This window comes from Anaerovibrio sp., assembly GCF_045637405.1.
GTDB lineage: Bacteria > Bacillota > Negativicutes > Selenomonadales > Selenomonadaceae > Anaerovibrio.
Genome location: NZ_JAZTZI010000103.1, coordinates 1 through 14,679, shown reverse-complemented (window position 1 = coordinate 14,679; position 14,679 = coordinate 1). Strand labels below are relative to the sequence as shown.

At 46.0% G+C, this 14,679-nt stretch carries 11 protein-coding genes; 10 read left to right on the top strand and 1 reads right to left on the bottom strand.

The window, feature by feature from the left end; genetic code table 11:
• The first annotated feature begins 226 nt into the window (after positions 1 to 226).
• The gene (locus tag ACKI5G_RS07565; RefSeq protein WP_407399136.1) at positions 227 to 3,631 is read left to right on the top strand and encodes a DNA polymerase III subunit alpha; all 3,405 of its coding nucleotides are present in this window, start codon (positions 227 to 229) and stop codon (positions 3,629 to 3,631) included.
• A gap of 33 nt (positions 3,632 to 3,664) precedes the next feature.
• Positions 3,665 to 4,837 carry an MFS transporter gene (locus tag ACKI5G_RS07560; protein WP_407399130.1) on the top strand — a complete coding sequence of 391 codons (1,173 nt, stop codon included), beginning with the start codon at positions 3,665 to 3,667 and terminating at the stop codon, positions 4,835 to 4,837.
• 80 nt (positions 4,838 to 4,917) lie between these two features.
• Here ACKI5G_RS07560 and ACKI5G_RS07555 read toward each other — a convergent pair whose 3' ends face one another.
• A complete protein-coding gene (locus ACKI5G_RS07555) occupies positions 4,918 to 5,376 on the bottom strand; it encodes an Hsp20/alpha crystallin family protein (protein ID WP_407399128.1) in 459 nt (152 codons plus the stop codon).
• 501 nt (positions 5,377 to 5,877) lie between these two features.
• Here ACKI5G_RS07555 and ACKI5G_RS07550 point away from each other — a divergent pair.
• From ACKI5G_RS07550 to secF, 8 genes are all read left to right on the top strand, one after another.
• The gene (locus ACKI5G_RS07550; RefSeq protein WP_407399126.1) at positions 5,878 to 6,867 is read left to right on the top strand and encodes a DUF3089 domain-containing protein; all 990 of its coding nucleotides are present in this window, start codon (positions 5,878 to 5,880) and stop codon (positions 6,865 to 6,867) included.
• 3 nt (positions 6,868 to 6,870) lie between these two features.
• Entirely contained in the window at positions 6,871 to 7,842 is a 972-nt protein-coding gene (locus tag ACKI5G_RS07545) for a DUF3089 domain-containing protein (protein ID WP_407399134.1), read from the top strand.
• Positions 7,843 to 7,887: 45 nt separating this feature from the next.
• Positions 7,888 to 9,708, top strand: coding sequence for an amidohydrolase (locus ACKI5G_RS07540; protein WP_407399124.1), 1,821 nt, complete (start codon positions 7,888 to 7,890; stop codon positions 9,706 to 9,708).
• Between the two features lie 480 nt (positions 9,709 to 10,188).
• Complete coding sequence (gene tgt / locus ACKI5G_RS07535) at positions 10,189 to 11,325, top strand: tRNA guanosine(34) transglycosylase Tgt (RefSeq protein WP_407399122.1); 1,137 nt, start codon at positions 10,189 to 10,191, stop codon at positions 11,323 to 11,325.
• A 37-nt stretch (positions 11,326 to 11,362) separates the two neighbouring features.
• Positions 11,363 to 11,734 (top strand): preprotein translocase subunit YajC, encoded by a 372-nt coding sequence (yajC, locus tag ACKI5G_RS07530; RefSeq protein ID WP_407399120.1) that lies wholly within the window; start codon positions 11,363 to 11,365, stop codon positions 11,732 to 11,734.
• A complete protein-coding gene (locus tag ACKI5G_RS07525; protein ID WP_407399118.1) occupies positions 11,734 to 12,324 on the top strand; it encodes a 5-formyltetrahydrofolate cyclo-ligase in 591 nt (196 codons plus the stop codon). Before yajC ends, ACKI5G_RS07525 begins: the two co-directional genes overlap by 1 nt.
• 25 nt (positions 12,325 to 12,349) lie before the next feature.
• A complete protein-coding gene (gene secD / locus ACKI5G_RS07520; protein WP_027396076.1) occupies positions 12,350 to 13,603 on the top strand; it encodes a protein translocase subunit SecD in 1,254 nt (417 codons plus the stop codon).
• A 25-nt stretch (positions 13,604 to 13,628) separates the two neighbouring features.
• On the top strand, positions 13,629 to 14,552 hold the full coding sequence (gene secF, locus ACKI5G_RS07515) for a protein translocase subunit SecF (protein WP_407399132.1): 924 nt from the start codon (positions 13,629 to 13,631) through the stop codon (positions 14,550 to 14,552).
• Positions 14,553 to 14,679 lie beyond the last annotated feature (127 nt).

Sequence of the window (14,679 nt, the reverse complement as noted above, 5' to 3'; positions counted from 1 at the left end):
ACAGGCCATTGTATATCACGATGGGCAGTATGTGGAGGATATCTCATAAACTTGGGCATGTGCAATATTTCGCACATGCCTTTTGTTACTATAAAATTAATAGTAAATGTATTACTTTTGGACTAGGGAACTGGGAATATTTTTCCTTACATAAGGAAAAATTTGAACAATTAGGTTATAATTAAAAGATAAGTAAAAGTGTGGAGGATTAAGCGTGGAAGAAAGTATGCTTGATAATAATATACCATTTGCCCATTTGCACGTACATACGGAGTACAGCTTGCTGGATGGTGCCAATAGAATAAAGCCATTGGTGAAGCGGGCCAAGGAGCTGGGAATGAAGCACCTGGCCATTACTGACCATGGCAATATGTTCGGTGTTATCGATTTTTATAAGGCTGCCAAGGCTGAGGGGATAAATCCCGTTATTGGCTGCGAGGTTTATATGGCTCCCCGGGATCGTCGGGAGAATTTTGAGGTGGATGGTACTAAGTACTATCACCTTATTTTGCTGGCTGAAAATGAAACTGGCTACAAGAATCTGGTGCAGCTGGTTTCCAAGGCCAATATTGAGGGCATGTATTACAAGCCCCGTATAGACAAAGAGCTACTGCGTCAGTATCATGAGGGAATTATTTGCCTTAGCGCCTGCATTGCGGGGGAAATTCCTTCCTGGATTCTCCGTGGCGATATGGACAGGGCGGAAAAGTCCTTGCAGGATTATCTGGAGATTTTTGGCCGTGATAATTTCTTTATTGAAATTCAGTACCACGGCATGGAGCAGGAGGTTAAGGCCAATAAGGGACTTATTGAGCTTGCCCAAAAGTACAATATCGGTTTGGTGGCTACAAATGATGCCCATTATCTGACCCGTGAGGCCAGTGAGTTCCACGATATTCTTCTCTGTATTCAGATGAGCAAAACCGTGGATGATCCCAGCCGCATGAAGTTTTTTGGTCAGGAGTTCTATCTTAAGAGCCCTGATGAAATGGCCCAGCTTTTCCCTGAGTACCCTGAGGCTCTTGCCAATACAGTGAAGATAGCAGAACGCTGTCATGTGGATTTTGATTTTGATAGCCGTCATTTGCCGTTGTTCCCACTGCCAGAGGGCATGACGGATGAGCAATATCTGAGAAAGCTGTGTGAAGATAACCTTCCATCCCATTATCCTGAGGAAAACAAGGAAGTCCGCGAGCGTCTGGAGTATGAGTTGGGAGTAATCCATACCATGGGCTTTGACAGCTATTTCCTTATTGTATGGGATTTTATAAATTATGCACGAAGCGAAAATATTCCGGTAGGTCCTGGACGTGGTTCGGCGGCAGGCAGTATAGTAGCCTATTTGCTTGGTATTACGGATATTGACCCATTAAAATACTCTCTGCTCTTTGAGCGCTTCCTCAATCCTGAACGCGTAACCATGCCTGATATAGACGTGGACTTTTGTTATGTGCGCCGTGAGGAGGTTATTGAATACGTTAAACGCCGCTATGGTGAGGACCATGTGGCTCAGATTGTTACCTTTGGTACCTTGGCGGCAAAGGGCGCTATAAAGGATGTTGGCAGGGCCCTTAATATGTCCTTTAGTGAGGTTAATAAAATAACCAGGCTGATACCATCGGAGCTTGGTATAACTATTCAAAAGGCTTTGGATAGCACCAAAGAGCTGAAGGCGTTGTATGATGAGTCTGAGGAGATTCATCGCCTGCTGGATTTTGCCATGGGAGTTGAGGGCCTTCCAAGACATTCATCAACCCATGCGGCGGGTATTGTGATTGCCCGTAATCCTCTTACTGACTATTTGCCTGTAATGATGACAGACGGTACATTGGTAACTCAGTATGACAAGGATCATGTGGAGGAGCTGGGACTTCTGAAAATGGATTTCCTTGGTCTTCGTACCCTTACGGTTCTTGATGATGCCATTAAAAATATAAAGAAAAATCGGGGATTGGATGTGGATCTTAGAAACATTCTTCTGGTTGACAAAAAAACCTCGGAGATGCTCTGCAAGGGCTTTACAGGGGCCGTGTTCCAGATGGAATCCAGCGGCATGACCAATATTATTAAGGAGCTTAAGCCGGAGGGCTTCACAGACCTTATTCCGTTGGTGGCTCTTTATCGTCCTGGTCCTTTGGGAAGTGGCATGGTGGATGATTTTATTGCCGGACGTCATGGTACCAAAGAAGTTAAATATATGCACCCTCTCCTGGAGCCGATTCTCAAGGAGACCTTTGGCGTGGTTCTCTATCAGGAGCAGGTAATGCAGATAGTACAGGTGCTGGCTGGATTTACTTTAGGACAGGCTGACCTTCTTCGCCGTGCCATGGGTAAGAAAAAAGCGGCTATTTTGATGGCGCAAAAGGAAAATTTCCTTAAGGGCTGTGAAAACAATGGTATAGACGCTGATTTGGCCAATAAGATATTTGATTTATTGACTCACTTTGCAGACTATGGCTTCAATAAGTCCCATAGTGCGGCCTATGCCTATGTGGCTTGGCAGACCGCTTATTTGAAGGCCAATTATCCTGAGGAATTCATGGCGGCAATGCTTACCAGCGTTATGGATACCACCGACAAGGTAAGCATATATATTGAGCAGTGCCGACGTATGGGTATTGCTGTACTGCCACCTGATATAAATGCCAGCTCGGTAAATTTCAGTGTTGATGGTAATGCTATTCGCTTTGGCCTGGCTGCAGTTAAAAATGTGGGCGATGCAGCTCTGATTAATCTGGAAGCGGAACGTAGTAGTGGTCCGTTTACGTCATTGATGGATTTTTGCAGCCGTATTGATATGCGTACAATTAATAAGCGGGTTATTGAGAGCCTTATTAAGTGTGGTGCTTTTGATTCTATTGGCGCAAGACGTTCGCAGCTTTTGGAGGTGTTGTCCAAAACTGTTGATGCGGCAGCTGTGTCACAAAAGGACAAGGCTACCGGCCAGATGGGACTCTTTGATGATGAGGTGTTAAATGACGTTGCTGAGGTCAAGCTACCAGATATTCCTGAGGTGGACCGCAGCATAATGCTCATGTGGGAAAAGGAAATCACCGGCTTTTATATTACAGGGCATCCACTGGATGAATATTCTGATATTCTTAATGGTTTCACCGGTATAAGTGATATTTTGGCCGGGAAGGTTAGAGACGGCAAAACGGTGAAGCTGGGTGGAATGGTGGTAAGTGCCAAGCGTATTGCCACGAAAAAGGGGGATACCATGTGCTTTGCAGAGGTGGAGGATTTCTCCCATTCCATTGAAGTGGTAGTATTCCCAAAGGTGTTCTATCAATGTGTCAATGCTTTGGAGCCTGATTCTGCTGTTATGGTTGCCGGCAAGGTAAACTTTACTGATGATGGAATTAAGGTGTTGGCAGACCGGGTTTGCCTGCTGAAGGATTATAAGCCGGACATATACATTGCCATTAGTGCAGCCCACGAAAATGAGGCAGTGTTTAAGGCAGTAAAGGATGTGCTGACCACTCATCAGGGGGAGCATATTGTATATATTTATTATTCAGACCGCAAAAAGGTCATTAAGACAGAGCGGGCCATGTGGATTGATGGTTCAGAGGAAGCTATTTCTCTTCTCAAGGAAATTCTTGGGGATGATTGTGTTAAAACCAGATAAGCATCGGATAACTAGAAAGTTGAGGTTATTATTATGGGCGATATAAAATGTGGACCTAAGGCGGGGGTATTTCTTCTGGCCGGGGGTCATTTTATGGTTGATTTCTACAATAATTTTCTCCCGGTGCTTTTGCCAATAATCATGGTGCGGATGGATATGTCCCTTACCATGTGCGGACTTTTGGTGATGGTGCTGTCCATAACGGCCAATTTACTCCAGCCCATATTCGGCTATCTGTTTGATAAGCATAATTTTAGTAAAACCATGGTATATGCCGTGCCTTTGGCAGGGGTGTTTATGTGTATCGTTGGCTATGCGCCCAACAAGTCTGTATTGTTTTTATTGTGTGCCCTGTTGGGAGTGGCGGTGTCTGCCTATCATCCTTTAGGAACATCTCTGCTTCGTCAGGTAAGCAGTAAGATGAACCTTGGTAGGTCAGTGTCCTTTTATGTAGCCGGTGGAAATATTGGCTTTGCCCTGGCTCCTGTGCTGGTGGTAGCCTTTTTGGATCACTATCCTTTGGAGAGTTTGCCTGTGTTGATTATTCCTGGTATTTTGCTGGCGGCGGCATACGTTTTTACTAATTTGTGGAATCTGCCATCAAAGAGCCAAAAGCCATCTGATGAAGCGGTGGAAAATGATTTTAAGAGCATACTGCGGAATATAGATGTGGTGCGTTTGAATTTGGCTATGGGGTTTAGGTGCTGGACTCATGTATGTGTAGTTACATTTCTGCCTCTTCTGATGCAAAGCAAGGGAATATCTCCAGTCATGTCAGGTACCCTTTTGGGAGTTTTTCTGGTGGGTTCGGCCCTTGGAGGCTTATTTGGCGGTGAGATAGGGGACAGAACCAATCATAAAAAGGTAATGGCCTATTCGTTAATATTTTCACTGGCGCCTGTTATATATTTCTTTTTGATGCCAAATGACAGTATGGTAGCGATTATTGCCCTGTTTTTGGCGGGAGCCCTTTTGATGGCACCTCAGCCAAGCTCCATAGTATGGACTGGACATCTGATGCCGCAGTTTATCGGCGTTGCCAGCGGCATGATGATGGGCCTTTGCTACGGTATTGGCAGTATAGGGGCGGCAGTAACTGCTGTGCTGGGGGATTACATCGGTCTGGAGACTGCACTTCTTATAAGTATCATACCGGTATTTTTGTCTATTGCCATGGTGATGGTTACGCCATATAAAGACACATGAAAAAATAGGCCTCCGCTTAATAAGTGGAGGTCCGTTTTTATTTGGAGTGTATCTTTTTATCTGCTACTTAGGAGTATAAATTATCGTATGGGAATTTCATGCACAATCTCTTCCTGGGAAACAGTCAGCTTTGGCATGTTGATGGTCAGGATACCATCCTTAAACTCTGCGTTGCACTTATTCTCATCGATATTGTCGATGTAGAAGGAACGGCTCATACTGCCACTGTAACGCTCCCGGCGAATGTAATTGCCGTCTTTGTCCTTTTCATCCTTTGATTCCTCTTTCTGGGCTGAGATGGACAGATAGTGGTCTTTATAAGAAAGATGAACATCTTCCTTGGTAAAGCCAGGCAATTCAGCTTTTAACTCATAACTGTCACCGTTGTCTTTCACATCAACACTGAAGGATTTGCTGGTAAAACCTGTATCGATGAAGAAGCTGGAAAGTGGTTGATTCATCCAGTTGAACAGGCGATCGAAACCGTCTTCCTCTCTTGCCAAATCCTTTCTCATAGCAAATGGAACTAAGCCAAACATAATAACGATCCCCTTTCATTTAGATATTTGGTTTCAATGAGGTAGGGGCTTTTGCTTCATTTCCCCTTCCTTGATGATTATTATACTCGTAATAGTCAAAAAGTCAATAGGTCAAAAAATAAAAATACAAAAAAGCCGACCGGCTGCTTTTTTGTTCGTTGGTAAATACCATATTTTTAAGTTTTTATTATTAGCTGAAAAATTATTTTTTTCGAGAGTTGCAGGAATCATCAAAGGGATGTCGAAAGGGTACAGTACATGGGAAATATGTGATTTTGGCGAGTTGTCGCCTATATCCTCACATCGACATATGCCTGGAGCTTCTTGGGTAACCTTGTCAGAGAAAAGTATGAGAGCTTCCGGAAAAAGATTCATATTCTTTCCTTGACGGAAAAGGATATCGACACCGCTTTTGCCCGAGATTGGAAGGATTTCGAGGATGCTGTGCAGTACACTGTAGCCGAGTCAAACTTTTTAACCGAGGAAAGAGGGGGAGACGAGATGAAGAAATTTTTGGCATTAACCATTATGATTAGTGCTATGGTCTTTGGGCTGGCGGTATGCACTGTTGCACCAGCGGCAGCCGCAGGGGATGCTATCGATTATTCCCAAAAGGCCAATTGGTACCAGATTCCGAATATCACCAAGGATGTCGACACCTTCTTTATTTACCCAACGGAGTATATAGGCATGAACGAAAGCGATCCTGATTATGCTCCGCTTGATAATCCCGAAATGCGGGACGGCGTTAAGAACATGGATCACAGGTTTATGGCAAGCGCATACGAAGAGGCTACTAACGTGTTCATGCCATACTACCGGCAAGCCAGTCTGCGGACGCAGCTAAATGCAAGGTATAAGACCGGCGACGCTCGCAATGCGCTGAAAGATAGCACGCCATATAACGATATAACCGCTGCTCTGGATTACTACTTCGAAAACTATAACAATGGCCGTCCGTTTATCATTGCGGGACACAGCCAGGGATCGGCCATCACAAGCCTTGTACTGATGAATTACTTCAAGGAACACCCCGAGTATTATAATCGCATGGTAGCAGCTTATGCCATTGGCTATTCCATCACAAAAGATGACCTCAAAGCTAACCAGCATCTGAAGTTTGCGACTGGCGAAGGGGACACAGGTGTCATCATAAGCTGGAACACCGAGGGTCCAAAAAACGTGAAGGAAAACGCACCGAACCCTGTAGTGCTGCCAAATGCGATTAGCATTAACCCCATTAACTGGAAGCTCGATGGTACGTATGCACCGGCCAGTGAAAACCTTGGCTCTCTCGTACCTGGTGAGAACTCCAGCGAAGACAAAATTGGGGACTTGGGCGCAGATGCACAGGTGGATCCCGACCGTGGCGTAGTCGTAACCAATACCCCATTTGAACCCATGGAGGCCACTGGTATTTTCGGCCCCCAGAGCTTCCACAATGGCGACTACATATTCTATTACAACAACATCAAGGATAACGTGGCATAGCGCATTGCAGCCTACCAGAAAAATGGGAAGACAAGCGATAAGGCTCCTATCGACTATTCCCAAAGAGCCAGCTGGTGCAAACTGCCTAATATTATTTCCAAGGGAGTTGACACGTTCTACATTTATTCGACATCGTATCTTGAGTCCAGCTTCGAAGAGGGCGCTCCCGATTATGCGACCCTCGACAATTCCGAGATGGTGGAGTTGGCGCAGAGTGAATATGTGGCGCACGCCACCGTATATGAGGACTCTACCAACGTGTTTGCCCCGTACTACCGCCAGGCCGGTATGCGGTATGCCGGTGAAGTCGCTGCTAAGACCGGAACCATCGAGGCAGCACTTTTGGGTATTCCCTATGAAGATATTACCGCCGCTCTTGACTACTACTTTGAAAACTACAACGAGGGACGTCCCTTCATTATCGCTGGACATAGCCAGGGCTCGTCCATGATGCTGCTCGTATTGAAGAAATACTTCAAGGAGCATCCTGATTACTACAAACGTATGGTGGCTGCCTATGCCATTGGTTTTTCAGTTACGAAAGATTATCTTGCAGCTAATCCTCATCTGAAGTTTGCCACCGACGAGAGGGATACAGGCGTCATCATCAGTTGGAACACTGAGGGCAAGCAGAATGTGGAGGAAAACGCCAAAAACGTTGTGGTGATGCCAGGCGCAATCAGTATCAATCCGCTGAACTGGAAGCTCGACGAAACATATGCCCCAGCGAGTGAAAACTTGGGTTCCCTCGTAGGTGATGAGAAAACCGGCATGGGAAAGATTGGCGATATTGGAGCTGACGCCAAGATAAATTTGGCCCGTGGGGTGATTGTGACCAACGCTAAGGCTGACCCGGTGCCTATGACAGATTTCTTTGGGCCGGCCAGCTTCCACGACAATGATTATACCTTCTATTACAACAACATCAAGGACAATGTAGCCAAGCGCATTGCCGCCTACAAGGCAGGCCGGTAATAATGACAAGATGGTATATTTCAATCTTCGGAAAGGGGACTCATCATGGAAAAAAAGAAAAATGAAAAGGGCAGTCTGGACATTAATCGGCGAGACTTTTTGCGACTGGCAGGAATGGGAGCAATGGCATACGCGGCAACAGCACTGCCGGGAGGAACGGCGCTGGCAGCTGCAGAAGAGCCGAAGCCCGCCCATGGCTCCCGCGCCAATAACACGTTGAAGGCTGCAGGCTCTTCCAAGGGCGGCAAGGCGGATCTCTTGATTCTGGGCAACGTCATCACCATGGACGAGTACAAGCCCTATGCAGAGGCGGTTGCCGTAAAGGGAGATACGATTCTATATGTGGGAGAGGCCGATATTGCCAAAAAGCTTTGCGACAGCCACACGATAATCCAGGATTTTGGGAAAAATTCCGTTTATCCTGGTTTTCTGGAGGCTCACTGTCACCCGGGAGCCGGGGGATATAATATGACGGGTAAAGTAATGCTGGATCCTTTTGCCAATGTGGACAGTTGGCTCAATGCCTTAAAGACATACATTGCCGACAATCCGCAAAAAAATGTTATCGGCGGGGAGGGATTTTCCACAAGCGGTGATCTTCCGACTGCCACTATGTTGGATGCGATCTGCTCCGACAAAAACGTTGTTGTAGAAAGCTATGACAAACACTCCATGTGGATGAACACGAAGGCTATGAATGAATATGGGATCAATCGGGAGGCCGTGGCAAAATGGGGAACGGACTGCGTACACGTGGACGCAAACGGCAATCCAACCGGCATTATCTCGGAGGCTCCCACCTTCCATGTTCGCGCTCAAATTAAAATTCCTCTTGACGAAATGAAGAAGGCGCTACTGGCATGGCAGGAGTATGCTCTTTCCAACGGATATACCGGAACATACAACGCCGGCGTTGATCTTTTGTCCAAGGCGGAGCCTTTGGCGTATTATGCGCTGGAAGCGGAGGGCAAACTCAAACATTATAACTATTCCGGTTGGTATGTTGCGGACAATACGGATACGCCGGAGGCGGACATGGATAGGATTGCCGCAGAAGCGGAGGCGCATAACAGCAAGCATTATCATCTCATCGGCGCCAAGGTTTTCTGCGACGGCGTAGTGGAGGCGCATACCGCTTGGCTGCTGGATGATTATGCAGATCAGCCCGGCTACAAGGGAGTGACACGTTTTGCCGACCATGAAAAAATGGTGCGTCTCACCAAGGCTGCGGCAAAGCATGATATGAACGTGCATGTTCATTCCATTGGCGATGCCTCTACCAAAGCATGGATAGATGCCTTTGCGGAGGCAGAGGAAGCAACGGGCAATTTTGATATGCGAAATGCCCTCGCACATCTGCATATTGTCCGTAAGGAGGATGTAAAGCGAATTGCTGACTACAATATTATGGCTGTTGCCGGTATGATGTGGGTAGAAAAAGAGCCGTCCATCTTTGAACAGGAAGTCGCATTTGTCGGAAAAGAAAAGGCCGAACGCGCCTATCCTATCAAATCCATCATTGACTACGGTGGTGTGCTGGCCTCCCATTCAGATTACCCGGTATCACCGCAATTTAGTGCGCCCATAACTTTTTGTTGCGGCGTCATCGGTTATTTGCCCTCCCACGGGAAGGAAAGAATACGTCATGCAGACCAGTGCCTGAGCCGTAAAGATGCTTTAAAAGCCATCACCATCAACGTGGCTCATATGTGGCATGAAGAAAATCGTATGGGATCTCTTGAAACCGGTAAACTCGCCAATATAACCGTATTCAATCATGACTTCATGAAGGATGATTTTGCGGATATCGAGAATGCGAAGTGCCTTGCCACCTTCGTAGACGGGGAACTGGTTTACAAAGCATGATACATTTGGCACCGGGGAAAAGCCAACGATTGGCTTTCTCTCCGGTGCATTTGAAACTGACAAAAGCGAAGAAACGAGATGCAAAAAAATTTGGGATGAGAATAGGCTAGAGTAAAGCGAAAAGAATTTTTAGTTTTGTACGCCTTTTGACAGAACGAACTCGGCAATCTATCGAGTATGAATTACGGCGCATGCTGTGGGGATATTTTAAGAAATTGGTAATTTCTGAACGATTTGCCTTGATTGTGGCTGTTGTGTATAAAAATCCACAGGACTACGGTGGAGCGGATATCAAAGCATCTGGGAGATATACAGAAGAGGAACTGGCAGAAATTTCAAAGTAAGTATAAGGTATAGGGTAGGCGAAATAGGGCCTGTTCTTTTGACCATTGTTGAAAGAACAGGCTTTTTATGTTATGATATTTCAGTTAGGGTGTGTAAAAATGCCCACTTAAAAACTAATGAAAGCGAGGCGATTACTTGCCAGCTATAACTTACGAATTAATAAAGCAGGATCCGGTTACCGGGGCTCGTGCAGGTATTATTCATACACCACATGGCAGCTTTCCTACGCCGATATTTATGCCGGTGGGTACCCAGGCATCGGTAAAGGGAGTTTCTCCTGAGGAGCTTCATGACATGGGGGCTGGGATCATTCTCAGCAATACCTACCATCTGTTTTTGCGTCCAGGCTCTGACCTGGTCCGGGAGGCTGGTGGTCTTCATAAATTCATGAACTGGGATGGTGCGATTCTTACGGATAGTGGTGGATTTCAGGTGTTCAGTCTTGGTGATTTGCGTAAGATTACCGAGGAGGGGGTAACCTTCCGGTCCCACATTGATGGCTCCAAGAAGTTCCTGTCTCCTGAGGTTTCCATGAAGGTTCAGATGGATTTGGGCTCTGATATCGTTATGGCCTTTGATGAATGTATACCTTATCCGGCTGATTATGAATATGCAAAGGCATCCACGGCCCGTACGACCCGTTGGGCACAGCGGTGCAAAGAGGTCATGACCAGTGAGCACCAGGGATTATTTGGTATCGTTCAGGGTGGTATGTACAAGGACCTTCGTACCCGTAGCGTCAATGAGCTGGTGGAGATGGATTTCCCAGGCTATGCTGTAGGTGGTCTTAGTGTTGGTGAGCCAAAGGAGCTCATGTATGAGATGCTGGACCATACGGTGGAACAGCTACCAAAGGATAAGCCAAGGTACCTTATGGGTGTTGGTACTCCTGATTGCTTGGTGGAGGGAGTTATGCACGGTATTGATATGTTTGACTGTGTATTCCCGACCCGTGTGGCAAGAAATGGTACTGCTATGACCTGGAATGGCAGATTGGTAATGAAAAATGCAGAATTTACCAGTGATTTCAGACCTCTTGAGGAGGGCTGTGACTGCTATGCCTGCCGTAACTTTAGCCGTGCATACATCCGTCATTTGGTTCGGGCCAATGAGATATTCGGCCTTAGACTTCTTTCATTGCATAATCTGCGGTTCTTACAGAGATTCATGCATGAGATGCGCCAGTCAATTATTGAGGAAAGATTTGGTGAATTCCGCCGTGACTTCCTCAACAATTATAACTATGGGGCTAAGTCCCATAGCTGCAACTAATTATTCTGCCAAAAGAGCAGATTAAGGGGGTAATATAATGGGGGAAGATTTCTTCGGACTGGGTGGAGCAGCACCGGTCATTTTGATGGTTATCCTGTTTTATGTACTGCTTTATCGTCCTCAGAAGAAGCAGCAGGAAAAACAGCAGGATATGGTGTCAAAGCTGAAGCGCGGAACCAGAGTGGTGACCCGTGGCGGCATCTATGGCAGGGTGGATATGGTCAAGGAGGCCACCATCATGCTGGAGGTTGCTGAGGGTGTGGTTATTGAAGTAGCCAAGTCCATGATTGCCACAGCCATTGTAAGCAGTGAGGAGGAGCGTAAGGAGCTTATGTCCGGCACTGCTGCCAAAGAGAATGGGGATGCTGTGGAAGATACAGCTGTGCAGGATACCAAGGATAAGGAATAATGGAGAATGACCTTAATCTTTTGAAAAAAGAGCTCAGGAAAACTGCTCTTATTAAAAGACGGGCCATGCGCCCGGAAAAGCGGGTGGCTGAAAGCCATGGGATATTTAAGCAGCTTAGGGATTTTGAGCTGTATAAAAAAGCCTCCTGTGTTTTTTGTTATGTTTCAGTGGAAGATGAAGTGCAGACCAGGGAGATATTGAACCAGGTGCTGGCAGATAGGAAGAAGCTCTGTGTTCCATATATTGCGGAGCCAAAGTCACGCATTATGACAGCTGCCGAATTGAACAGCCTAGATGAGCTGAAGCCTGGTTATTGGGATATTCCTTCTGTAAGCGGGGATAATTATCACGAAGTGAATCCTGTGGAAATTGACTTTGTGGTGGTTCCCGGAGCGGCCTTTGACAAAGAGGGCCATCGTCTTGGTCTTGGCGGTGGATTTTATGACATATTCCTTAAGAAGGTTCGAAATGCTGCATTGGTGGCTGTGGCCTATGATTGTCAGCTTATGGATGAAATTAAGGTTATGGATCATGATATTCCTGTAGATTATCTTCTTACACATAATGGAATTATAAAATGTTCCAAATAAATAATTCGAAAGAAGGATAAAGTAGTTGAGAAAGGATAGTTTATTAAAGCTTCTGGCTGCTATTGTTATCATCGTTGGTGTGTTCTTCACCTTCGTTGGTCCTTTGGCGAAGTCCATCAGACAGGGACTTGACCTGCAGGGTGGTACCCACGTAGTTCTGGAAGCTGAAGACACCCCGGAAGCACCTGTAAATGGTGACGCCATGGATCGTGTAGTACGAATCATGGAAAAACGAGTTAATGAGTTGGGCTTGGCAGAGCCTATAGTACAGCGCCAGGGTGAGCGCCGTATTATCATTGAGCTGCCTGGTATCAAGGATCCTGATAAGGCAATTCAGGTTATTGGTAAGACCGCAATGCTGGAATTCAAGAATGACAAGGGTGAGACAGTTCTTACTGGTACTGATCTGAAGGATGCCCGTGAGCAGACTGACCAGCAGGGGCAGAACTTGGTTGAGCTGGAATTCAGCCCTGAGGGTGGCGAGAAATTCGCTGATTTGACCACTAAAAATGTGGGCCGCAACATTGCTATTCTTTTGGATGGCGAGGTACTTACAAATCCACGTGTAAACGAGCCTATTATGGGTGGCAAGGCTGTTATTACTGGTAACAAGACCCTGGAGGAGGCCCACAATCTGGCAATTCTCCTGAGAAGTGGTTCTCTGCCGGTAAAGGTTAATATCATTGAAACCCGTACTGTAGGTCCTTCCCTTGGTCAGGACTCCAAGGATAAATCCGTTTATGCCTTTGCTATTGGCCTCGGTGCCGTAGTTCTCTTTATGATTTTGTTCTATCGTTTGCCAGGTCTTATTGCGGATATAGCTCTGATGGCCTATGTAATTATTTTGCTCTTTAGCTTGAAGATGCTGGATGCAACCCTTACACTTCCAGGTGTAGCTGGTATTATCCTGTCAATTGGTATGGCGGTAGATGCCAACGTGCTTATATTTGAGCATTTCAAGGAAGAATTCCGTGTGGGTAAAACCATGCGACTTGCTATGGATGCAGGCTTTGAGCGTGCCTTTACCACAATTTTCGACTCCAATATTACTACTATCATCGCCTCTGCAGTGCTGTTCTGCTTTGGTACAGGCAGTATCAAGGGCTTTGCAATTACCCTTGGCCTTGGTGTTGTGCTGTCCATGTTTACAGCTATTACCCTTACCCAGTTTATGTGTAAGAATCTGATCGCAGCACAGCTCTTTAAGAATCCTGCCATTTATGGTTATGGATTGACCAATGTGGCAAAGGAGAAGGAGGAGGTGACCAAGCTTGGCTAAGAAGACTGTTGAACAGCAGGTGAAGATTCCATTTGATATCATGCGCCGTTCCAAGATTTGGTTCGCCATTTCCCTGCTCATAATTATTCCTGGTATTTTCAGTATGTTTACCAATGGCTTTAACTTTGGTATTGATTTTACTGGTGGTACCATCATTGATATGCGTTTTGAAAAGGAAGTTACTCTTCCGGAAATTCGTGATTCACTGAGAAAGTACAATCTGGACAATGCTACAATTCAGCTCTCTGGTGATGTTACCAACGTGGAGGCCTCCAAGGATGTTATGATTCGTACCATTGATTTGGAGGAAAATGATCGTAAGGCTGTTATGGCAACCTTAAAGGAGGATGTGGGTGACTACACTGTTCTTCGTGAGGAAAAGGTAGGTGCTACCATCGGTGGCGAACTCATCATGGATGCTGTGATGGCAACCCTGATTTCTTGGGTACTGATCATTATGTATGTTTCTTACCGCTTTGAGTGGCGTTTCGGTGTATCTGCGGTACTTGCCCTGGTGCATGATATTCTCATTGTACTGAGTATCTTCTCATTTACCCAGAAGCAGGTGGACAGCTCTTTTGTGGCTGCAATCCTGACTATCGTAGGTTATTCCATTAATGATACCATCGTAATTTTCGACCGTATCAGGGAGAATTTGAAGCTCCATTTCCGTCGTGGCGGTGACTTATTTGAGCTGGCAAATCGGAGTATTTACCAGACCTTGACCCGTTCCCTGTACACTGTATTTACCTGTTTGTTTACGACCTTTGCACTGTACTGGTTCGGTGGCGACACCACCAAGGATTTCGCCTTTGCACTGCTGTGCGGCTTCTTCAGCGGCTGTTATTCCTCAATCTTCATCGCAAGCCCATTGTGGGTAACCATGCGTAACATTGCGGAAAGCAAGAAATCTGGCAATACCAACAAGCCAGCAGCTTCTGAAATATAATAAATAAAAACTCGCTGTCGGGGAGACAGCTAGTTTTTATTTGGGTTGTTAGATAAAGGGAATATATTTAATAAGTGGTCTGTCGGGGTGGCAGACCACCCACTAACTAAAGATTGCTTTTCCTAAC